The following is a 21,620-nucleotide window of genomic DNA, read 5'->3' on the forward strand; positions in this document are numbered from 1 at the left end:
AGAGTGAACGATATGAACCCGAAAATTATGAAGCTCCGTGGAGAGCTGGAGAAGAACAAAGGCAAAATCTCTGATCTGCAAGGCCGCAACCGCGAGCTGGAAAAGCAGATTCGTGAGTTGGAGGACACCGACATCATCGGTATGGTGCGTGAGAACGGCATGACGATGGAACAGTTTGCCGAGCTGTTCCGCCGTATGCAGGCCGCGCCTGCACCGGCTACTTCGGAAAAGGAGGCGTTGAACCATGACTAAAAACACACCGCGCATTTATATCAGCCTGCTGCTGATGCTCCTGTGCATCGGGATTCTCCCCGTTTCCGCCTTTGCCAGCGGCGGCGACTATCCCGATGATGCGCTGCCTGCCGCCGAAAGCTGCGCCGCAGACGCACAGGATACAAAACAGATCGGCACGGTTACGACCAATGGTGGCAACCTGAACGTCCGCACCGGCGCGGGACTGGACAATACCGCGTTTACGCAGCTCCCCAACGGCACGGTGGTCGATGTGATTGGCAGGGATGGCGATTGGGTAAAAATCCTGCTGCCTGCCCGTGTGGGCTATGTGTACGGCAGCTATCTGACCGTCACCGACGCCGCCGACAGTACCGTGAGCATCGGCGGCATTACGCTTCCGTTTGATGAAAAAGAGCTGACCGACCTCTGGCAGCTCCTTGTTGGCAGCATGACGGGCGGCAGCGACGCGCTGACACCGGACGGCAATCTGACGCTGATCGACGATATTGGCACCAGCACCAAGGCCGGAAAGCAGTTCATTACGCTGGAAAGCAAGAACGGCAATGTGTTCTACCTGATTATTGACCGGGATGACGAGGGTGAAGAAACCGTCCACTTCTTAAATCAGGTGGATGAGGCTGACCTGATGGCGCTGACCGGCGAAGAAGAAACACCTGCCGCTTGCTCCTGCACCACCAAATGCGTGGCCGGTACGGTCAATACATCCTGCCCCGTCTGCGCGGTCAACATGACCGAGTGCGTGGGCAAGGAGGCAAAGCCCGAAGTCCCCGCTGAGCCGACAGAACCCGCCGCCGAGGAACCGGAGAAAAAGAGCGGCGTGGGCGGCATCCTCGTCGTCCTGCTGATCGTCGCGCTGGGCGGTGGTGCCGCGTTCTACATTTTCAAGCAGAAAAAGGCCAAGCCGCAGACCAAGGGCAGCGCCGATCTGGACGATTATGACTACGGCGAGGACGAGGACGAATACGAGTTTGAGCCGTATGAGGGCGAACCGGAACAGGATACTACGGAGGATACGGACGCATGAGATATTTCACCAACAATCCGCTGGAACGCCTGATGATGCAGAAGCCGAAAGCAGCGCGGGAGGACAGCCCTCCCGCCGCTGCCAAGGAACACTTCTGCTATGGCTGTAAGCGCTTCGGGCAGAACTGCATCCGCCCCTGCTACCGTGACGTAAAGAGAATGGAGGCTGCACCATGCGTCTTGTGATTGCCGAAAAGCCCTCTGTGGCGCAGAGCATCGCCGCCGTGCTGGGTGCTAAATCACGGCATGACGGGTATCTGGAGGGCGGCGGGTACATCGTGTCGTGGTGTTTCGGGCATCTGGCAGAGCTGGCCGACGCCGCCGTTTACAATGCCGATGATGCCAAATGGACGCTGGCGGCGCTGCCCATCATTCCCGCCCCGTTCCGCTTCATCATCCGCTCCGACAAGCAGAACCAGTTTGACATTCTGCGGGAGCTGATGCGCCGGGAGGATGTGGCAGAGGTGGTCAACGCCTGCGACGCTGGGCGCGAGGGTGAGCTGATCTTCCGCACGGTTTACTGCCTTGCGGGATGCTCCAAGCCTATCCTGCGGCTTTGGATTTCCTCCATGGAGGATGATGCCATCCGCAGCGGCTTCCAGCAGCTTAAGTCTGGGCGTGACTATGACGGTCTGCATCAATCTGCCCTCTGCCGCGCCAAGGCCGATTGGCTGGTGGGCATCAACGCCACGCGGTATTTCTCCCTGACGTATGGCCGCACATTGAACATCGGGCGCGTCATGTCTCCCACGCTGGCGCTGCTGGTACAGCGTGAGGCGGAGATCTCCGCATTTGCGGCAGAACCGTTCTACACCGTCCAGCTCGATTGCGGCTTTCCCTCCACGACAGACAGAATGAAGGACAGGAAGGACGCCGATGCCATCGCCAACGCCTGCAAGGGCAAGACAGTAACCGTCAAAAGTGTGGAGCGCAAGGAAAAGTCTGAGAAAGCGCCTGCGCTCTACGATTTGACCTCTCTCCAGCGCGACGCCAACCGCGTTCTCGGCTACACCTCTCAGCAGACCCTCGACTATCTCCAAGCGCTCTATGAAAAGAAGCTCTGTACCTACCCGCGCACCGACAGCCGCTATCTGACCGACGATATGGAGGGCAGCGTCCCCGGCCTTGTCGCCGCCGCTGCCGCTGTCTGCGGCATGGAGAAGCCTCCGACCATCTGCGCCAAGCAGGTATGCAGCAGTAAAAAAGTCACCGATCACCACGCCATTGTTCCCACCATCAGCGCGGAAAAGGTAGACATGGCCTCTCTGCCGCTGGGTGAGCGCGAGGTGCTGAAGCTGGCGGCAAGGGGCTTGCTTCGTGCGGTGGATGAACCACATCGCTACGCGGAAACGGTCATTACGGTGGACTGTGCCGGTCAGAGCTTTACCGCCAAGGGAAAAACCGTCCTTGCTCCCGGCTGGAAGCGCTATGAGCAGGAGCAGGCAGAGGCAGTGCCCGCGCTGCCGGTGGTAACGGAGAATCAGACGCTTTCCGTATCTGCCGCATCGGTCAAGACCGGAAAAACCACGCCGCCCAAGCACTTCACCGAGGATACGCTGCTGGCTGCGATGGAGAACGCGGGCAAGGAGGATATGCCAGATGATGCCGAGCGCAAGGGCATTGGCACTCCGGCGACCCGTTCCGGTATCATTGAAAAGCTGGTGTCCTCCGGTTTTGTGGAGCGCAGGAAGTCCAAGAAGATCACAAATCTGCTGCCCACCTCCACCGGCACGGCGCTTATCACCGTTCTGCCCGAACAGCTCCAGTCTCCGCAGCTCACCGCTGAATGGGAGCACCGCCTGAAAGAGATCGAGCGCGGCGAAATCGCCTCGGCCAGTTTTATGGACGGGATCGCCGCCATGCTGAATGAGCTGGTGCAGACCTACAAGCCCATCCTCGGTGCGGAAGTCCTGTTCCCCTCCGGGCGCGAGGTGGTCGGCAAGTGTCCACGCTGTGGAGCCGAGGTGACGGAATCTCAAAAGGGCTTTTTCTGCGAGAACCGTGACTGTTCCTTTGTTCTCTGGAAAAACAGCCGATTCTTCGCCGCCAAGAAAAAGACACTGACGAAATCCATTGCCGCCGCGCTTCTGAAGAATGGCCGCGCTCCGCTGAAAGGCTGTTATTCTGAAAAGACCGGAAAGACCTATGATGCCGTTGTTCTTCTGGAGGACGATGGGCAGCGCACGGGCTATAAGCTGGTGTTCGACAATGGCTGATGCGCCGCGTATGGATCACAAGCAGCTCCGCCGCTCCAAGAAGCTCATTCGGAAGCTCTGCTGTAATTACGATCACGGCAACTGCCTCGCGTTGGATGATGGAGAGCCTTGTGTTTGCGTACAGAGCATTTCCTACTCGCTGCTGTGCAACTGGTTCCGAAACGCGGTGCTTCCCACCGACCACGAGCTGCTGGCCGATGTGATGCGGGAAAGACCGGGAAAGCGCTGCGCCGTCTGCGGCAAGCCGGTCTATTCTTCCTCCAACCGCGCCAAATATTGCCCCACCTGTGCCAAGCGGGAGCGGAGAAAGCAGGACGCCAAACGCAAGCGTGAACAATACTGGAACCTCCGCAAATAGGAGCCGAAAAAGCCCCATGCTGCAAGGCTTTTTCCGTGCCGGATTGCAAGCGGCTGCGTCATTCTATCCGCAAGCGCAAAAACGGCCTCTATCTGCGGAGAATTGCCCCTGTGCAGGATGTATTTTCTTCTGCGCAGGGGCGCTATTTTTCTGAAAGGAGATCATCATGGCTGAAAAGCAAATCAACAAAGACCGGATGCGGGAGATCGTTGACAGCATCGAAAATGGCATCAAGGAGCTGTTCGAGAGCGATAAGTACCGGAAGTACCTTGCCACCATGAGCCGCTTTCACCGCTACTCGGTCAATAATACCATGCTCATCTATATGCAGCGCCCCGACGCCACCCATGTGGCGGGCTTCAACAAGTGGCGCAATCAGTTCGGCAGGAACGTCCTGAAAGGTGAAAAAGGTATCCGCATCATCGCTCCCACGCCCTATAAGAAAAAGGTCGAGGAAATCAAGACCGACCCGGAAACCAACGCGCCGGTGCTGGATGCGGACGGCAAGGCCATCATTGAGGAAAAGGAAATCCGTATTCCCATGTTCAAGGTGGTATCCGTCTTTGACGTGTCGCAGACTGCGGGAAAGCCCTTGCCCCAGCTTGCCGCCGATCTGAGCGGCAATGTGCAGCAGTATGAGGTTTTCATGGAGGCGCTGCGCCGCGCCTCTCCCGTCCCCATAGAGATAAAGCCCGTTGCGCATGACACAGACGGATTTTTCAGCATTAAGGAGCAACGCATCACCATCCGCGCCGGTATGAGCGAGGTGCAGACGGTATGCGCCGCCGTCCACGAGATCGCCCACGCCAAGCTCCACGACTATGAACACATGACGGAGCTTGCGGACGATGGCGAGACGATCCTTGTCCCCGGCGAAAAGAGCCGCAACACCGAGGAGGTCGAGGCCGAAAGCATCTCCTATGCGGTCTGCCAGTATTACGGCATTGAAACGGGAGAAAACAGCTTCGGCTATATCGCCACATGGTCACAGGGCAAGGAGCTGAAAGAGCTTCGCGCCAGTCTGGAAACCATCAATAAGACTGCCTCCGAGCTGATTACGGACATTGACCGGCACTTTGCGGAGATTTGCAAGGAGCGCGGCATCAATCGTGAAGAAGTGAGCGCCACACAAACAGACGAAGCGCTTTATCTTGTGGATGGCTCGGTATATCTCCATGTGCAGCATACAGACGGCGGTTGGGACTATTCGCTCTACGACAAGGAAAGCAAAAAGCTGCTGGATGGCGGTGTTATTGACAGCAGCGCCATTGAAGATTCGCCGGTTGCATCTGTTGCCGGGGCTGTCCGAACGGAGGTTTTTGCCATTCAGGGCATGACACCAACCAAGGTGACATTTGCAGATATGAAAATTCTGGAGGACTTGCAGGAGGCGCAGATTACGCCGCCCTTGGACAGCGAACAGATCACCGGCGCAGTCGTTGTTCCCACCGATGATACAGATACCATGCTCCCGGAGCTGGAACAGGCCACCCCGATGCCTGACCCCACGCTGACGGTGGACGATATGCGCAGCTATGGGTATATGGATAGTGATATGCTCCCGCTTTCCAAGGATCGGGCACTGGAGCTGCTGGAGCATGACATCACGGTTTATATGCTCCATCCCAGCAACGCCGAGGAAATGGTCTTTGAGGCCGAGGACATCATCAAGCACGACGGAATGTTCGGCATCACAAGACCGGATTGGGATGCGGTCAAAGGCCATATCCCTCCCCGCGATGTGGAGCAGCGTTTTTTGAACAGCCCCACCGATGCTATGGCGATCTACCAACTGCGCCGGGATGCGCCGGTCGAGCTGCGTTTTGCCAGTCTTGACCGTCTGAGCGCCCCGCCTGATCCGGCCAACTATGAAGCTGTCTATACCCGTGAAGTGTACCCGGACGATGATACCGGCAGAATTCTTGAAAACTTCTTCTACATTTTCAACGACGAGCGCCCCGGTGATTTTGTGGGACACAGCCTCTCCGTCAGCGACATCGTTGCGCTGAAACAGGACGGCAAGGTATCCTATCACTACTGTGACAGTATGGGATTTCAGGAGCTGCCCGCCTTTCAGAAACCGGAGAATTACCTGAAAGCCGCCGAGATGTCGATGGAGGACGATTACGGCATGATCGACGGCATTATCAACAACGGCCCCAAACAGCCCACCATCGCCGACCTTGAAGCACAGGTCAAGGCCGGTATGTCCATCTCCTTGATGGATTTGGCAGAGGCGGCACACCGGGAAAAGAAGAAATCTGTGCTGGAGCAGCTCAAAAGCCAACCGGCCCAAGAACGTCCACACAAAACAGCGCCCAAAAAGAGCGCGGAAAAGGAGCTTTGATATGAACATCACCTTTGAAGAACAGCAGCTTATGAGCCTCTACAACACCGGCACCCGCACGGGCTTGATCGCGGCGCTGGAGGAAATGCGCGGCTACCTCGCTGCGGATGAAACGGAGCTGCGGGAGCTGACGGACAGCGCCATCGCAAAGCTGCGCAGGATGAGCAACGAGGAATATGACGCGCTTGACCTGTTCCCCGATTTTGAAAAGGAGGATATGGATGCCGAGTAAAGTACAGCTCTATGCGCAGATGGCAGACCGCACGGCGGAGCAGATCACGGGAAGCTACCAGAAGTGGACGGCATTTCTGACCACCGCCGCAAGGCTGTATAAGTACCCCTACAATGAACAGCTCATGATTTTCGCCCAGCGCCCGGAAGCCACGGCCTGCGCGGGATACGACCTTTGGAATAAGCAGATGCGCCGCTATGTGCGGCGAGGCAGCAAGGGCATCGCCCTTGTGGATACCAGCAGCGACCAACCCAAACTCCGATATGTATTCGATGTTTCCGATACCAGCGGCGGCGAGAACTCTCGCCGCCCTTATCTTTGGGAATACCGGCAGGAGCATCGTGAGGTGGTATCTGCGGCGCTGGAACAGCGCTTTGACGTTTCCGGTGAAAACGGACTTGCCGATCAGATGGAGCGTGTGGCGGCGCAGCTTGTAGATGAATACTGGCACGACAACTGGCGCGATATTGTCGGCATCGTTGACGGTTCCTTTCTGGAAGGTTATGATGATTTCAACATCGGAGCCGCTTTTCGGAACGCCGCCGTTGTCAGCACCACCTATGCGCTGCTGTCCCGCTGTGGGATGCAGCCGGGAGATTACTTCGAGCATGAGGATTTTCTAAACGTCTTTGATTTCAATACCCCGCAGACTGTCGCCGCCCTTGGAACGGCCATCAGCCAGTCCAGCGAGCTGGTGCTGCGGAAGATCGAAATCACCATCAAGAATTACGAGCGCGAGAAACTCGCGGAAAGGAGCGAAAGCCATGAGCGAACTGACCTACACCCGCAGCGGGGATTATCTGATTCCCGACCTGAGCCTGACCGAGCAGCCGCAAGCCCCGCTGGGCAAGTACGGCAGGATGCGGAAGAATTACCTGAAGGAGCATCGTCCGGTGCTGTGGAACAGCCTGCTGCTGTCCGAGAAGCTGTACCCCCATCTGCGGGAGATCGACGAGGCGGCGAACAACCGGCTGGAACAGATGATGCCGGAGCTGATGAAGTCGGCGGGCGTGACGGAATCGCTGAAAGCCAGCGACCCGATGAAGTGGGTAGGGCTGATGAACACGCTGAAAGCGCAGGCCGAGGAAACGATCCTCACGGAACTGGTGTTCAGCTAAATATATTCGATGCCCCTGCTGGAGCGCAGATGTCCTTCTTCCTCTCAGAGGCAGAACAAATTCAATCCATCGCAGAAGCGGAGAGTGTAACACCCTCCGCTTTTTCTATGTTCATTTCTCAGGATGATATTGACCACATCCTGCGCGCGGGCGGTAATGCGGATGCAGCGCGGATGAAAATTGCTGCGGAATTCTCCAAGCAAAAACCTTTAGAGGATTGCGCGGCATTTCTGAAAGCTCTTTACCACGGCGGCAACGGCCTGATTACGGATAACGGCAGGCTTTCCGCATGGTACGGGGACGATGGTATCCATATTGCAACCGGAGATACCTCTCGCTATCTTCGTTCTGCCCAAGTGATAGGCTGGGCAGATGCGGCGGAGCGTATTGAGGAGCTTCTGGACGGCGGCGCATTTGCCACCAATCTTGAGGTCACGGAAGCCCCGCGCTATGAGCGGCTGGGTATTGCTGTGGATGTCTGGAACCTTTATCACGATTTCTCGGATGAAGCAAAGTCGCTGGGGTATCTGTCTTGCTTGGGTAATATCCATAGCACCAGCTTTCCAGAGGAAACGGAGCGTCTGACGGACGATCTGCTGAATCCGGCGTTCCGGGAAAGGCTCCTGTCGGAATACAAGGTATTCATGGACGCCTACCGCGAAAACCGTGCGCTGCTGCGCTTCCATTACCACAAGTCGCAGGCACTTCTCACACGTTTGGAAGATTTGTCCCTTCCGCGAAAGGAATTCCGCTCAGATATGGAGGCTATTCCAGAAACCGGCAGGTTTATCACCGAAGATGAAATTGCGGCTTCTCTTGCAAACGGGAGCAGCTTTGAGGGTGGAAAGACCCGCATCTATGCGTTTTTCCAGACTTCGCACACTCCCAAGGAGAATGCCGATTTTCTGAAAAAGGAGTACGGCATCGGCGGGCATACCCATGCCGTATCCAGAGAAAGCGGCAGCTATGAAGATCACGGCAGCAAGGGCATCACGCTAAAAAAAGCGGGCTGTGCAGATGTTCAGATGAATTGGAACAAGGTCGCTTCGCGTATCTCTGAGCTGATTCGGATGAACCGCTATTTTACACCAGACGAACAGGCGCTTTATGATAAGGCGCAGGCACAGGATGTGGTGCGAAACACCGCCTACGACAGCTATAACGCCATCAAGGAAGCCCACCCGGACAACATCGTGCTGTTTCAGGTGGGCGATTTCTTTGAGATGTATGGCGGGGACGCAAAACAGGCGGTGGAGCTACTGGATATGAACCTGACCACCCGCAATATCCCCGGCGCTGGCCGTGTGGAAATGTGCGGCGTTCCGGCGCACAATTTAGAGATGTATGTAGAGAAATTGCGCGATAAGTATGATGTGACGATTGCCGAAGCGCCAGACTTTAGAGGTGAGCGCCACATTTACACGCTGCGCTCTATTGACCATGAAGCAGAAGCCTCCATCGACGTACAGGAAACGGAGTTTGGCGCTGACGGTTCCAACGTGTTCCATGATCCTGCCGCCGATGTGACGCAGCCCACGGTACGGGAGCTGTTTGACGGGTACAAGCTGACCGTTGGCAACGAGCTTTCCAAAGATACGGCTTTTGTCAATGCCTGCCGCAATTCAGACCGCCAGAACGCTTATCTGGAGGGTGCGGACGCTATCCGTCGTATTGTCACGGCATCTGATGATCTCCAGCTTGTCCGCCTGTACTTTGATATGCCCGCGTTCCATAACCGGCTGCATCAGGAGCTTTTGGAGGAACTGTATCCCACGCTGGCAGCGACGGTCGCACCCTCTCCCTATCAGATCACACAGGAGGACATTGACAACGCGCTTCTGGATTGGCACAACAACCTAAAGGGCAAGCAGGAAGTCGCACTATATATGCAGGCGCATGGGCGAGAACGCAGCACCGCCGCATGGCTGGCTGCAAAATATGGCTGGGAAGATAGCAAAACTCCCATGTATATCCATGTAGGAAACGCCGAGCCGGTGACTCTCACATGGGCGCAGGTACAGCGGCGGTTGGCACAGCTCATCCGCGAGAATAAATTTTACGATGAGAATGAGCGACTGCGGTTATTTTCACCTGACCGATACTCCATTCGTCTGCATCCCGGCGAGGGCGGAATTACCGGCATTTGGGATGAGGTGTTGGAACGGTTCTGCGGAGATGGGGAACAAACGCTCCGCTTTGCAGAACAGAATAACGCCATTGCTTACTTGGATGGCATCAAACGGGATATGGGAATTGAGCTATCCCCTCCGGCGTTTACAACACCGCTTGGCTATACTTATCATATTGGAGATCGCATTTCATCCATAGAGTTAGACCACATAGCAGCAGTCGGCGTTATCGCGCGTGTAGATGAAGATCACGTCTGGCACACGTTACCGAACGTACCCGGACAGGAACCTGTCAGCATCGACCGCAATTCCTTTGAACGCTACCTCGACACCAGATATTTCGAGGTTTCTGAACCGGAGCCGCAGCGCGTCATTGCGGCGCAGCACACAGAACAGCCAACCCCGGAGACGCCGCAAGCGGGTCAAAACCTTATGGGGCAGCGCGTGGAAATTGATGGTAGGCTCTATAATGTTGATTTCGCAGATGAAACTGTCGCGCATCTCAGCGTCGTTTCATCCTCCAGCGAGAGCAATCACGATCCAGAACACAGAACCGAACCGGTTTCTGCTGTCCTCACACGAATTGCAGATCAGGGTCGTGAGCTTGCGCCGAATATTTCGGCATATCAGGCACTTCGTGCAGAGCATCCCGAAAAGCTCATCGGTGTCCGTGTCGGAGAACGGCTGCTTTTTTATGGCGCGGATGCAGAACGAGCCGCCAGCGCTTTGAATCGCCGCCTGCTGCAACGCGATATTCCCGGTATGGGCGAAACCGCTGTGACCGGCTATGATTTTGGACAATGGGCAAGCGCCGCAAAGCGGCTGCTGGAGCATGGACACAGCTTCGTGTTTGCGCAGCCAAATGAAACCGACGGCTATGATGTTATCAACGAGGCCGATGCCAAGGAGTATATCCCCATTGGCATGGAGCTGGAGATTGACGGACGGAAGTTTGTCATTGACAGCGTAAATTTCGGCACGGATGAAGTATCTCTGCGCGATGTGACTTTTCAAAACAGGCAGGGCTTTCCCATCTTCCGCGCTGAACACATTGCGTTTATACGCTCGTTTGTTGAAGAGCAGGAACGGGAGCAGCCGCAGCCTGTCACCAAACCCGTCGCGTTCTATCCTGCCGAGAAAACGCACTTGTCCTACGACATAGAAATCCAAACGTTGCACATCCCGGAACCGGAGCATGACCCGCCCTCTGCGGAACCCGCCGAGCCTGAACCTCCTGCTATGAACGAGGAAGAAAGGCTGATTCTGGAGCAGGAAGGCCGAGCGGCGCTTTCGGAAATGGGCGAGTTTGTGCCTGATTTTGATGATGCCATCTCGCAGGCCGAGATCGACGAGCCTCCCGCACACCGTCCTGCGGTATCCATCCCCATTGAAGGCGAGTGGCAGGACTTTCACAGCGTTGCCGCTGCGGAGCAGGCCGCTTACGCTGACTTCAAGGCGGCAAGCCACCGCAACGCGCAGAATTTTCACATCACCGATGATGCCCTCGGCGTCGGCGGCGCAAAGGCAAAGTTTCGGGCAAATATGGCGGCGATCCGCCTCCTGCAAGAGCTGGAGTTTGAGGGCTTACAGGCCAGCCCGGAGCAGCAGGAAATCCTCTCCCGCTATGTGGGCTGGGGCGGTCTTGCGGATGCCTTCGACGAGAATAAGCCAAACTGGTCGGACGAGTTTGCAGAGCTGTACGCCACACTCTCCCCGGAGGAATACGCTGCGGCCAGAGCGTCCACGCTGAACGCCCACTACACCAGCCCCACCGTCATCAAGGCAATCTATGAAGCGGTCGGCAATATGGGCTTCCAGACTGGCAACATTCTGGAGCCATCTATGGGCGTGGGTAACTTCTTTGGCCTGCTGCCGGAGCAGATGCAGGGCAGCAAGCTCTACGGCGTGGAACTGGACAGCATCACCGGACGTATTGCCAAGCAGCTTTACCCCAAGGCGGACATTACCATCGCAGGCTTTGAGACAACGGACAGAAAAGACTTCTATGACCTCGCCGTGGGCAACGTCCCGTTCGGACAATATCAGGTAGATGACCGGGCTTATAACAAGCTCGGTTTTTCCATTCACGACTACTTCTTTGCCAAAACCCTCGACCAAGTGCGTCCGGGCGGCGTAATCGCGTTTGTGACCTCCCGCTACACGATGGACAAGCAATCACCCGAAGTCCGCAGGTACATCGCGCAGCGGGCGGAGCTGCTGGGTGCCATTCGTCTGCCCAACAATGCGTTCCGCGCCAACGCCGGTACGGATGTGGTTTCGGACATTCTCTTTCTCCAAAAGCGTGACCGTCCCATTGAGATCGAACCGGATTGGGTACACCTCGGCCAGAACGAGGATGGCTTTGCCATCAACCGCTATTTTGTTGACCACCCGGAGCTGATTTTAGGCAGGCAGACCTCCGAAAGCACCCAATACGGCAAGCAGGATTTCACCGTTGTCCCCATTGAGGGGCTGGCGCTTGCAGATCAGCTCCATGATGCCGTGAAAAACATTCGCGGCACCTATCAGGAGGCGGAACTGCCAGAGCTGGGCGAGGGCGAACAGATCGACACGTCCATCCCCGCAGACCCCAATGTGAAAAACTACTCCTACACCGTGGTGGACGGCGAGGTGTACTACCGGGAAAACAGCCGCATGGTCAAACCGGAGCTGAACGCCACCGCCGCCGAGCGTGTCAAGGGCATGGTCGCGCTGCGGGATTGCGTGAATGAGCTGATTGCCCTGCAAATGGACGAGTACAGCGCAGAAAGCCGGATTCAGGAAGCGCAGACCGAGCTAAACCGCCTCTATGATGCGTTCTCCGCAAAACATGGCCTAATCAATGACCGGGCGAACCGTCTTGCGTTCTCTGATGATTCCTCTTACTATCTCCTGTGTTCACTGGAAGTGCTGGACGACGACGGAAAGCTGGAGCGCAAGGCGGATATGTTCCACAAGCGCACCATCAAGCAGCAGCGCAGCGTAGATTCTGTGGATACCGCCAGCGAAGCCCTTGCTGTCTGTATCGGAGAAAAAGCCTGCGTCGATCTCAGCTTTATGGCCACCCTCATGGGCGGCAGCGAGAAAATCCCGCAGATCGTTGAGGATTTGAAGGGCGTCATTTACAAGGAACCAAACAGTGGCCCGTTTGACTTGGAGGACGGCGGCGAGCATTGGGCGAAGGGCTGGCAGACGGCGGACGAATATCTCTCCGGCAACGTCCGGCAGAAGCTCCGTACCGCGCAGCGCGTGGCAGCGCGCGACCCATTCTTCGCTGGGAATGTGGACGCCCTGATTGCTGCCCAGCCGAAAGACCTTGAAGCCAGTGAGATTGAGGTGCGGCTGGGTGCGACATGGTTTGATAAGAAGTACATCGAGCAATTCATGTACGAAACCTTTGAAACGCCCCGCTATCTGCGCGGACAGATCGAGATCAGCTATGTCCCGTACACCGCAGAATGGCAGGTTTCCCGCAAGAGCATGGTGCGCTACAACGACGTGGCGGCATTCACCACCTACGGCACAGACCGCGCCAGCGCCTACCGGTTGCTGGAGGATGCGCTGAATCTCCGCGATATTCGCATCTACGATACCATTGAGGACGCAGACGGACGGGAGCGCCGTGTCCTCAACGCCAAGGAAACCACCCTTGCCGCGCAGAAGCAGCAGCTTATCCGGGATGCGTTCAAGGACTGGATTTGGAAAGACCCGGAGCGGCGCGAAACGCTGGTACGGCAATACAACGAGGAAATGAACAGCACCCGTCCTCGCGAGTATGACGGCAGCCACATCGTTTTCTCCGGTATGAACCCGGAAATCACCCTCCGAGAGCATCAGAAAAACGCCATCGCCCATGTGCTGTACGGCGGGAATACGCTGCTGGCACACGAAGTTGGCGCGGGAAAAACCTTTGAAATGGTAGCCTCTGCGATGGAATCCAAGAGGTTGGGACTGTGCCAGAAATCCATTTTTGTCGTGCCGAACCATCTGACGGAACAGTGGGCGTCCGAGTTTTTGCGGCTCTACCCTTCGGCCAACATCCTTGTCACTACCAAGAAGGACTTTGAAACCCACAACCGCAAGAAATTCTGCGCCCGTATCGCCACCGGCGACTATGACGCCGTTATCATCGGCCACAGCCAGTTTGAGCGTATCCCCATCAGTCCGGAGCGGCAGGAACAGCTCCTTCACCAGCAGATTGAGGAAATCACCGATGGTATTCAGGATACCAAGCTCGCAGGCGGCAACAGCTTTACCATCAAGAGCTTGGAGCGCACGAAAAAGGGGCTGGAGGCGCGGCTGAAAAAGCTGCAAGCCAGCGACCGCAAGGATGATGTGATTTACTTTGAACAGCTCGGCGTAGACAGGATGTTTGTGGACGAGTCGGACAATTATAAAAATCTTTTCCTCTATACAAAGATGCGCAACGTGGCAGGGCTTTCCACCACCGATGCGCAGAAATCCTCGGATATGTTCTCAAAGTGCCGCTACATGGATGAGCTGACCGGCGGGCGCGGCGTGGTATTTGCCACCGGCACCCCGGTTTCCAACTCCATGACAGAGCTTTACACCATCCAGCGCTATTTGCAGCATGACCGGCTGCAAGAGATGGGTATGGGCCACTTTGATTGCTGGGCAAGCCGCTTTGGTGAAACCACCACCGCGCTGGAGCTTGCCCCGGAGGGAACCGGCTACCGGGCAAGGACGCGCTTTGCAAAATTTTTCAACTTGCCCGAATTGATGAATCTGTTCAAAGAGGTCGCCGACATCAAAACGGCGGATCAGCTCCACTTACCCACGCCGGAGGTTGCGTATCACACCATCGCCACCAAACCCACACAGATCCAGCAGGACATGGTGAAAGCTCTCTCGGAACGAGCGTCCAAGGTACACAGCGGTGCGGTCAGCCCGGATGTGGACAATATGCTCAAAATCACCTCGGACGGACGCAAGCTGGGGCTTGACCAGCGCATCATCAATCCCATGCTCCCCGACGAGGAAACCACCAAGGTCAATCAGTGTGTGGCGAACATTCTCCAATACTGGCGCGATGGTGAGGAGGAAAAGCTGACACAGCTTGTGTTCTGCGACATTTCTACGCCAAAGACCGCACCCTCGCAGCGGGCAGCAAAGGCTTCTCCCGGTACGTTGGACAGCCCGGAAATCCGTGCGCTGGAGAGTGCAATTCCGTTGGAAGAAAGCTCTGACACGCCGTTTACGGTCTATGAGGATGTGCGTCAAAAGCTCATAGCCGCCGGGATGCCCCCGGAGCAAATCGCGTTCATCCACGATGCCAACACGGAGGTCAAAAAGCGGGAACTGTTCGCAAAGGTACGCAGCGGTCAAGTGCGCGTCCTGATGGGCAGCACGGCCAAGATGGGCGCGGGAACCAACGTGCAGGATCGTTTGGTCGCACTTCACGATCTGGATTGCCCGTGGCGTCCCCGTGATCTCATACAGCGAAAAGGCCGCATCGAGCGTCAGGGCAATCAGAACAAGCTCGTTCATGTCTGCCGCTATGTGACCGAAGGGACGTTTGACGCCTACCTCTGGCAAACGGTGGAGAATAAACAGAAATTCATCTCTCAGATCATGACCTCAAAATCCCCGGTTCGCTCCTGTGAGGACGTGGACGCTACGGCGCTGTCCTTTGCGGAGATCAAGGCGCTGTGTGCCGGTGATCCCCGCATCAAAGAGCGCATGGATTTGGACATTGAGGTGTCCAAGCTCAAAATTATGAAAGCAGACCACAACAGCAAGCAATTCCGATTGGAGGACAGTCTGCTGAAATACTTCCCGGAAAAGATAGAAGAACACAAGGGCTTTGTTCGTGGGCTGGATGCGGATATGCAGACCCTCGCGGCGCATCCGCTCCCGGCAGAGGGCTTTGTCGGCATGGAGATTCGCGGCGACCGGCTCACCGATAAGGAAAACGCCGGTGCCGCGCTGCTGGACACCTGCAAGGAGGTCAAGGGCAAAGACCCAGTACAGATCGGCAGCTATCGCGGCTTTACCATGTCCGTTGCTTTTGATTCCATGTGGAAAACGTACACGCTGACGCTGAAAGGCCAGATGACCCATCGTGTTGAACTCGGTTCGGATGCCAGAGGCAACCTTGTCCGCATCGAGAACGCGCTGGATAAAATGCCGGAGCGTCTGCGCAGCGTTCAGGAGCAGCTTGAAAACCTCTATAACCAGCAGGCGGCGGCAAAGGCCGAGGTCGGTAAGCCGTTCCCGCAGGAGCAGGAGCTGGCCGCAAAAACTGCGCGGCTCATTGAGTTGGATATGGAGCTGAATCTGGACGGCAAGGGACAGCCGCAGCCTGAGCAGGCGATTGCAAAATCGACGCGGCCTTCCGTTCTGGACAGGCTGAAAGCGCCGCCCGTTCATGGCACACCGGAAAAGCCCCACAAAAAAGAAATGGAGGCACGATAATGAAAAATCTCCCCGTTTACAAGCACCCGGCATCCTATGCCAGAGAGCATGACGAGCTTTCGGCCTACCGAGCTTCCAATCAGGCGAACACGGCCTGCAAGGAAGCGATTGAAACCGCCATCCGCGACCACTACCGGGATAACCGGCTGGATACAGCAGCGGTCGATCAGGTAGTGCAGCAGTTCGGCTATGACCGCACGTTCCATGTCCTTGCCATTACCGTCTGTCAAGCGGATTGGGACAGACGCTATTCTCCCGACAACAGGGCTTGGGCCAACGCCATGTCCATCCCCGCCAATCCTGACGCATGGGGTACTGACCGCAACTGCTATCTGGCCGTCAACAGCCATCCCGGTCTGGTCGATCTGTTTCTCAGCCAGACCCGAAAAGCCTACGCACAGGAGCGGCAGAAAACCTCTGTCCGAAATAAGCTGAAAAAGCCGCCTGAAACAACTTCGCCGAAAATTTCGGCGAAGTCCAAAGTCCCGGAGCGCTGAGCGATGGCAAAGCGCAAACGGGATATTCAGCTCAAATTCCGCGTCACGCCGCAGGAACGGGAAATGATTGAAACAAAGATGGCACAGTTCGGCACCTCCAACATGGCGGCGTATCTCCGCAAAATGGCGATTGACGGATATGTGGTAAAGCTCGATCTTCCGGAGCTGCGGGAGCTGGTGTCCCTGCTTCGGTATTCCAGCAACAACCTCAACCAGCTTACCCGCCGCGCTCACGAAACAGGCCGCATCTACGAAACCGATCTGGAGGATATTCAGCAAAGTCAGGAACGGATATGGACGGCGGCAGAGAAAATCGTTTCCTCGCTGGCGGCGCTGAAATAAGTCGCAGGGGCGGCGGTTATTCCGCCGCCCCTGTCCGCACAAAAGCCCCGCATTGTTGCAAAGCGCGTGCTGTCATGGTATTCTGATATTAGAAAAGCATAACGTCTTTGAAAAGGAGGCCGTCAAATGTCTATTCTGAAAATTATCCTTGTGCCGCTATCGCTTATCCTGTCCCTGTTCGTCTGGCTGTGCGCGGGGCTGCTGTCCTGCTCCGGCTTCGTGTTCAAGCTGGCAAGCGGCCTGCTCTCCCTGTTGGCCATCGCCGTGATGATTACCTACTCTGTAAAAAACGGCATTATCCTCCTTGTGCTGGCGTTCCTGATCAGCCCGATGGGACTTCCGCTGCTGGCGGTGCAGGGACTTGGCAAGCTGCAAGACGTGAACGCTGCCATGAAAAACTTCATCCATAGTTAAAGCGCAAGCCGGGGCGAACGCCTCGGCTTGCTTTTTCATAAATACTGTTTTTGATTTTACTCAAAGAGATTGTAAAAACCACCTCTCTGTGCTATAATGTCTACGAACGTTAGAGAGGTGAGCATTATGAAGCACTATGAGAAGCTACTGGAATTAGGCTGTTTCAGCAAAAACGATCTGGAGCAGATTACCGGCAGCGAAGCTGCGGCCAAATGGCTTTGCCGGGAGTATCAAAAGAAAGGCTACATTGAGCGCGTAAAGCGGGATTTGTATGTTGCTATCAGCCTGGAAACTCAACAGCCCATTGCCAACCGCTATGTGATCGCCTCTCACATCAGTAACGATGCCGCCGTGTCGTATCACAGCGCGTTCGAGTTTTATGGTTACAGCAATCAGGTCTTTTACGAAACGCAAGTGACCAGCGAGAGCCGGTTCCGGGATTTTGAATACGACGGCGTGACATACCGGCGGATTGCCCCGCGCATTACTGGCGGTATCACCGAGATAAACGGCACCCGTGTCACAACGCTGGAGCGGACGGTGATTGATTCTATCAATCTGTTTGAGAAAATCGGTGGGCTGGAAGAACTTTTGCGTTGCCTTGCGCTGATCCCCGCGCTGGATGAAGCAGCGCTTTCGGCCTGCCTCGCGGAGTATAAAAGCGGCTTTCTCTATCAAAAAACGGGCTATATTCTGTCCGCCTTTGCAGCCAGCCTCGGCCTCTCTGATAGTTTTTTTGCCATGTGCAAATCGCACCTCCCGAAAGGAAAATCCTATTTATCAAGCGAGAGCCAAGGCTTCATCTGGCACGAGGAATGGAAGCTGTATGCACCGAAAAATCTGATGCACATGATAGATAAAGGGGTAACAGACTATGATGCAATTTGACAGAATGACCTTGGGCAAGAAAGCCCGTGAATTGGGCTTCGTCCGTGATACCTTTGAAAAGGTTTGCCGTCTGGCCGATGTACTGGATTTTATTCAAAAGGATGAGCTGCTTTCCAACGCGCTGGCGCTGAAAGGCGGAACAGCCATTAACCTGACTATCTTCAATTTACCCCGGCTCTCTGTTGACATCGACATGGACTTTTCTGAGAATGTTTCCCGTGAAGAAATGCTTGCAATACGGAAGCAGATCACGGAGCGGATCAGTAAATACATGACCGCCGCAGGGTATCATCTGAGCCAGAAATCCAAAACGTATCACGCTCTGGACTCCTTTGTTTATGAGTATCAAAATACTGGCGGGATGAAAGACAACCTCAAAATCGAGATCAATTATATGCTTCGCTGCCATGTGTTAGCGCCGGTGCGCAGGACGGTCAATCTGCCTTGGCTGGAACAGGAGCTTACTGTTTTGAGCGTCGATCCGCTGGAAATCTACGGTTCAAAGATCGTTGCACTTCTCAACCGCGCAGCTCCCCGCGACCTCTACGACATACATACAATGATGGAGTATGGACTGTTTGACGAATCGCAGGAACCCATGCTGAAAAAGTGTGTCATGTTTTATAGCGCCATTGGCTCCGACAGCGTTCCAGACCGATTCCATTTCGAGCAGATCGCCTCGGTGTCCCAGCAGCGTGTCAAAACCGACCTTATCCCGGTGCTGCGCCGTGGCACTTGGTTCGATGCGCAGCAGGCGCATGAACAGGTTATCGCCTATCTGGAAAAACTGCTGATACCGGACGAACGGGAGCTTTCCTTCTGGACTTCGTTCGGCCAGCAGGAATATCGCCCGGAGCTGCTTTTCCAAGACGCAGATATTCTCGCTCGTATCGGGCAGCATCCGATGGCACTCTGGAAATGCAGCGATAGGCAGAATAAGCCCGCAGCAGAAACGGACTGAGGCCAGTATGAAGAAGCACGGACATTACTGTAAAATCTGCGGCGAGTATAAGGCAAACGAAAAATTCTCTGGCAAAGGTCATGCCGCCCATATCTGCAAAGCCTGTTCTACTCTGCCACCGGAAAAGAAAGCTGAGATGCTGGCAATCAACCGGCTGCTGAATCTTCCGTGGCAGCTTTCCAAAGAACAAAAAGATTGGTTAAGGCGCAGGACGCATGATCGCCGCACCGAGGTCAAAGCACTTGCCCAGCAGCAATACGAAGTGCGTTTTGGATACACGCACACTTGTGATGAGCTGGATGATGCAGAAGAAATAGAATAGTGTAAAGCGGTCTGCTACGTCAGGCCGTTTTACTTTTCAAGGAGGTGTCCAACATGGCAACCACGCGCCTGATGCCCCTGCACACCGGCAAAGGCCGCACGGTGGGACAGGCCATCAGCGCCATCATCGACTACACCGAAAATCCGCAAAAGACGGACGGCGGCAGGCTGATTACGAGCTGGCAATGCGACAGCCGGATCGCCGATGCCGAGTTTCTTTTCACCAAGAATCAGTACATCCAAAAGACCGGCAGAATGCGCGGCGAGGATGATGTGATTGCCTACCATCTGCGGCAGTCCTTTATCCCCGGAGAGATCACACCGGAGGAGGCAAACCGTTTGGGCTGTGAGCTGGCCAAGCGGTTCACCAAGGGCAACCATGCTTACATCGTTTGCACCCACATCGACAAATCCCATATCCATAATCATGTGATCTGGAACTCCACCGCGCTCAATCAGACTCGGAAATTCCGAAACTTTTGGGGCAGCAGCCGCGCTGTGCGGCGGCTCAACGATACCATCTGCATCGAGAATGGTTACTCCATCGTGGAGAATCCGAAGCGCCACGGCAAAAGCTACAACAAGTGGCTGGGCGACAAGAAGAAGCCCTCCCACCGGGAGCGAATCTGCGCAGCCATTGACGATGCGCTGGCACAAAAGCCTGACAGCTTTGAAGCGCTGCTGGAGCTGCTGAGGCAGGCCGGGTATGAGGTCAAGGGCAAGAAAGTCCCGTCCCTGTTAGGCGGCGAACAGAAAAAGTCCATTCGCATGGATACCCTCGGTGACGGTTATACTCCCGCAGATCTCCGTGCGATGATTGCAGGTGAAAAGGCGCATACGCCGAGAAAGAACGCCGCCGTGCCGGTCAAACCGGAAAAGCGCAGCGGGAATCTGCTGGTGGACATTCAGGCCAAATTACGTGCGGGCAAGGGTGCCGGTTATGCGCGTTGGGCGACGTTATTTAACCTGAAACAGATGGCGCAGACGGTGGCCTATCTGCAAGATCACGAGCTTTTAGATTACGCCGTCCTCTCGGAGAAAGCGGCGGCAGCGTCCGCTCGTTTCAACGACCTTTCCGCAAAGATCAAGTCTGCGGAAACGCGCATGGCTGAGATTGCCGTACTGCGGAAGCATATTGTCAATTACGCCAAGACCCGTGACACCTACGTTGCCTATCGCAAGGCCGGGTACTCCAAGAAATTTCTTGCAGAGCATGAAAGTGAGGTCACGATCCACAAGGCCGCAAAGAACTATTTTGATGGGCTTGGCCTCAAGAAGCTGCCCACCATTAAGGCGCTGAATACCGAGTACGCCGAGCTGCTGGCGGAGAAGAAAGCGGCCTACGCCGACTACCGAAAAGCCCGTGAGGAAATGAAAGAGCTGCTGACGGCCAAGGCCAATATCGACCGTATTCTGGAGCTGGACAAGGAGCAGGAGGAAGCGAATGAACGACGGGAAAAAGAGGCAGAGCAGCGCTGAGCTGCCTGCCCATAAGCGATTTGCAAAATCGCGCAGCCGATGGATTTATCCATCGTTCCAGAACACAGTTTTTGTGTTCTGCGGGGATTGGGGCAGCGCCCCAACAAGCATGAAACAGGCGGGCTCCGTGTAAACGGAATCCGCCTGTTTTTGCAAAGTGGGTACCGCTTTGCATTGCTTGCCGCTTTCTTGCCCCCGTTCGTACCCCCGTTTTCCCCTCTACCCATACTACAATCCGAAAGGGGCGTTTTGGCCAGTTTCGGAGGACTTTTTCAAAAAATGTCGCTCTTATCCGTAACTTTTCTCTGAACACTTCGCCGGATGCCTTGTGTTTCTTCGGATATTCGTATATAATGTATCGTGTTGAGTATTATCCATGCGGAGGTGCGGTATGAACGGGATCAAGGGCTATATCTCCATTCGGGAGGCGTCTTACCGTTGGGGCGTGTCGGAGCGGCGGGTCAACCAATATTGCGCCGAGGGGCGGATCCCCGGCGCGTCCCGGTTCGGGCGCTCATGGGCGATCCCGGAAAACGCGGAAAAGCCCTCCGACCCGCGCTTCAAGGGGCAGCACCGCGATTCCGGCAGGACAAGCACCTGACGAA

17 protein-coding genes are annotated in these 21,620 nt (G+C 55.7%); all 17 read left to right on the plus strand.

All coding sequences use genetic code 11. The annotated features are described in order from the left end of the window. Positions 1–12 precede the first annotated feature (12 nt). The 17 genes from MCG44_RS06920 (at position 13) to MCG44_RS07005 (ending at position 21,616) form a co-directional block, all read left to right on the plus strand. Positions 13–252 carry a DUF4315 family protein gene (locus tag MCG44_RS06920; RefSeq protein WP_007883194.1) on the plus strand — a complete coding sequence of 80 codons (240 nt, stop codon included), beginning with the start codon at positions 13–15 and terminating at the stop codon, positions 250–252. Next, positions 245–1,279, plus strand: coding sequence for a CD1107 family mobile element protein (locus MCG44_RS06925; RefSeq protein WP_240287430.1), 1,035 nt, complete (start codon positions 245–247; stop codon positions 1,277–1,279). Before MCG44_RS06920 ends, MCG44_RS06925 begins: the two co-directional genes overlap by 8 nt. Continuing rightward, a complete protein-coding gene (locus MCG44_RS06930; protein WP_240287431.1) occupies positions 1,276–1,464 on the plus strand; it encodes a hypothetical protein in 189 nt (62 codons plus the stop codon). The genes MCG44_RS06925 and MCG44_RS06930 overlap by 4 nt, the downstream gene beginning before the upstream one ends. Beyond that, the gene (locus MCG44_RS06935; protein ID WP_240287433.1) at positions 1,452–3,494 is read left to right on the plus strand and encodes a type IA DNA topoisomerase; all 2,043 of its coding nucleotides are present in this window, start codon (positions 1,452–1,454) and stop codon (positions 3,492–3,494) included. Before MCG44_RS06930 ends, MCG44_RS06935 begins: the two co-directional genes overlap by 13 nt. Next, on the plus strand, positions 3,487–3,852 hold the full coding sequence (locus MCG44_RS06940; RefSeq protein ID WP_240287435.1) for a cysteine-rich VLP domain-containing protein: 366 nt from the start codon (positions 3,487–3,489) through the stop codon (positions 3,850–3,852). The genes MCG44_RS06935 and MCG44_RS06940 overlap by 8 nt, the downstream gene beginning before the upstream one ends. A gap of 166 nt (positions 3,853–4,018) precedes the next feature. After that, entirely contained in the window at positions 4,019–6,199 is a 2,181-nt protein-coding gene (locus MCG44_RS06945; RefSeq protein ID WP_240287437.1) for a YodL domain-containing protein, read from the plus strand. A 1-nt stretch (position 6,200) separates the two neighbouring features. After that, positions 6,201–6,431 carry a transposon-transfer assisting family protein gene (locus tag MCG44_RS06950; protein ID WP_240287439.1) on the plus strand — a complete coding sequence of 77 codons (231 nt, stop codon included), beginning with the start codon at positions 6,201–6,203 and terminating at the stop codon, positions 6,429–6,431. Positions 6,432–7,195: 764 nt separating this feature from the next. Beyond that, a complete protein-coding gene (locus MCG44_RS06955) occupies positions 7,196–7,549 on the plus strand; it encodes a TnpV protein (protein WP_240287441.1) in 354 nt (117 codons plus the stop codon). A gap of 1,070 nt (positions 7,550–8,619) precedes the next feature. Continuing rightward, positions 8,620–16,113, plus strand: coding sequence for an SNF2-related protein (locus MCG44_RS15115; protein ID WP_412531153.1), 7,494 nt, complete (start codon positions 8,620–8,622; stop codon positions 16,111–16,113). After that, positions 16,113–16,610 (plus strand): DUF3849 domain-containing protein, encoded by a 498-nt coding sequence (locus tag MCG44_RS06970; protein WP_240287443.1) that lies wholly within the window; start codon positions 16,113–16,115, stop codon positions 16,608–16,610. The genes MCG44_RS15115 and MCG44_RS06970 overlap by 1 nt, the downstream gene beginning before the upstream one ends. A gap of 3 nt (positions 16,611–16,613) precedes the next feature. After that, positions 16,614–16,952, plus strand: coding sequence for a plasmid mobilization protein (locus tag MCG44_RS06975; RefSeq protein ID WP_240287445.1), 339 nt, complete (start codon positions 16,614–16,616; stop codon positions 16,950–16,952). A gap of 126 nt (positions 16,953–17,078) precedes the next feature. Further along, positions 17,079–17,366: a CD1845 family protein gene (locus tag MCG44_RS06980; protein WP_101069706.1), complete on the plus strand. Its 288-nt coding sequence runs from the start codon at positions 17,079–17,081 to the stop codon at positions 17,364–17,366. Between the two features lie 126 nt (positions 17,367–17,492). Continuing rightward, positions 17,493–18,254, plus strand: a complete 762-nt coding sequence (locus MCG44_RS06985) for a type IV toxin-antitoxin system AbiEi family antitoxin domain-containing protein (RefSeq protein ID WP_240287447.1) — start codon at positions 17,493–17,495, stop codon at positions 18,252–18,254. Continuing rightward, positions 18,241–19,215 (plus strand): nucleotidyl transferase AbiEii/AbiGii toxin family protein, encoded by a 975-nt coding sequence (locus MCG44_RS06990; RefSeq protein WP_240287449.1) that lies wholly within the window; start codon positions 18,241–18,243, stop codon positions 19,213–19,215. The genes MCG44_RS06985 and MCG44_RS06990 overlap by 14 nt, the downstream gene beginning before the upstream one ends. Before the next feature lie 7 nt (positions 19,216–19,222). Then, entirely contained in the window at positions 19,223–19,537 is a 315-nt protein-coding gene (locus MCG44_RS06995; protein ID WP_240287451.1) for a hypothetical protein, read from the plus strand. A gap of 53 nt (positions 19,538–19,590) precedes the next feature. After that, positions 19,591–21,015, plus strand: coding sequence for a relaxase/mobilization nuclease domain-containing protein (locus tag MCG44_RS07000; protein WP_240287453.1), 1,425 nt, complete (start codon positions 19,591–19,593; stop codon positions 21,013–21,015). Positions 21,016–21,406: 391 nt separating this feature from the next. Continuing rightward, positions 21,407–21,616: a helix-turn-helix domain-containing protein gene (locus MCG44_RS07005; protein WP_181446422.1), complete on the plus strand. Its 210-nt coding sequence runs from the start codon at positions 21,407–21,409 to the stop codon at positions 21,614–21,616. Positions 21,617–21,620 lie beyond the last annotated feature (4 nt).

The organism is Lawsonibacter sp. OA9 (assembly GCF_022440585.1).

Excerpts from the sequence above, each read along its gene's own strand:
- MCG44_RS06930 (WP_240287431.1), top strand. The coding sequence starts at position 1,276 with ATGAGATATTTCACCAACAATCCGCTGGAACGCCTGATGATGCAGAAG.
- MCG44_RS06990 (WP_240287449.1), top strand. The coding sequence starts at position 18,241 with ATGATGCAATTTGACAGAATGACCTTGGGCAAGAAAGCCCGTGAATTG.
- MCG44_RS06925 (WP_240287430.1), top strand. The coding sequence starts at position 245 with ATGACTAAAAACACACCGCGCATTTATATCAGCCTGCTGCTGATGCTC.
- MCG44_RS15115 (WP_412531153.1), top strand. The coding sequence starts at position 8,620 with ATGAACCGCTATTTTACACCAGACGAACAGGCGCTTTATGATAAGGCG.
- MCG44_RS06945 (WP_240287437.1), top strand. The coding sequence starts at position 4,019 with ATGGCTGAAAAGCAAATCAACAAAGACCGGATGCGGGAGATCGTTGAC.
- MCG44_RS06955 (WP_240287441.1), top strand. The coding sequence starts at position 7,196 with ATGAGCGAACTGACCTACACCCGCAGCGGGGATTATCTGATTCCCGAC.
- MCG44_RS06935 (WP_240287433.1), top strand. The coding sequence starts at position 1,452 with ATGCGTCTTGTGATTGCCGAAAAGCCCTCTGTGGCGCAGAGCATCGCC.
- MCG44_RS07005 (WP_181446422.1), top strand. The coding sequence starts at position 21,407 with ATGAACGGGATCAAGGGCTATATCTCCATTCGGGAGGCGTCTTACCGT.
- MCG44_RS06975 (WP_240287445.1), top strand. The coding sequence starts at position 16,614 with ATGGCAAAGCGCAAACGGGATATTCAGCTCAAATTCCGCGTCACGCCG.
- MCG44_RS06920 (WP_007883194.1), top strand. The coding sequence starts at position 13 with ATGAACCCGAAAATTATGAAGCTCCGTGGAGAGCTGGAGAAGAACAAA.
- MCG44_RS06950 (WP_240287439.1), top strand. The coding sequence starts at position 6,201 with ATGAACATCACCTTTGAAGAACAGCAGCTTATGAGCCTCTACAACACC.
- MCG44_RS06980 (WP_101069706.1), top strand. The coding sequence starts at position 17,079 with ATGTCTATTCTGAAAATTATCCTTGTGCCGCTATCGCTTATCCTGTCC.
- MCG44_RS06985 (WP_240287447.1), top strand. The coding sequence starts at position 17,493 with ATGAAGCACTATGAGAAGCTACTGGAATTAGGCTGTTTCAGCAAAAAC.
- MCG44_RS07000 (WP_240287453.1), top strand. The coding sequence starts at position 19,591 with ATGGCAACCACGCGCCTGATGCCCCTGCACACCGGCAAAGGCCGCACG.
- MCG44_RS06940 (WP_240287435.1), top strand. The coding sequence starts at position 3,487 with ATGGCTGATGCGCCGCGTATGGATCACAAGCAGCTCCGCCGCTCCAAG.
- MCG44_RS06995 (WP_240287451.1), top strand. The coding sequence starts at position 19,223 with ATGAAGAAGCACGGACATTACTGTAAAATCTGCGGCGAGTATAAGGCA.
- MCG44_RS06970 (WP_240287443.1), top strand. The coding sequence starts at position 16,113 with ATGAAAAATCTCCCCGTTTACAAGCACCCGGCATCCTATGCCAGAGAG.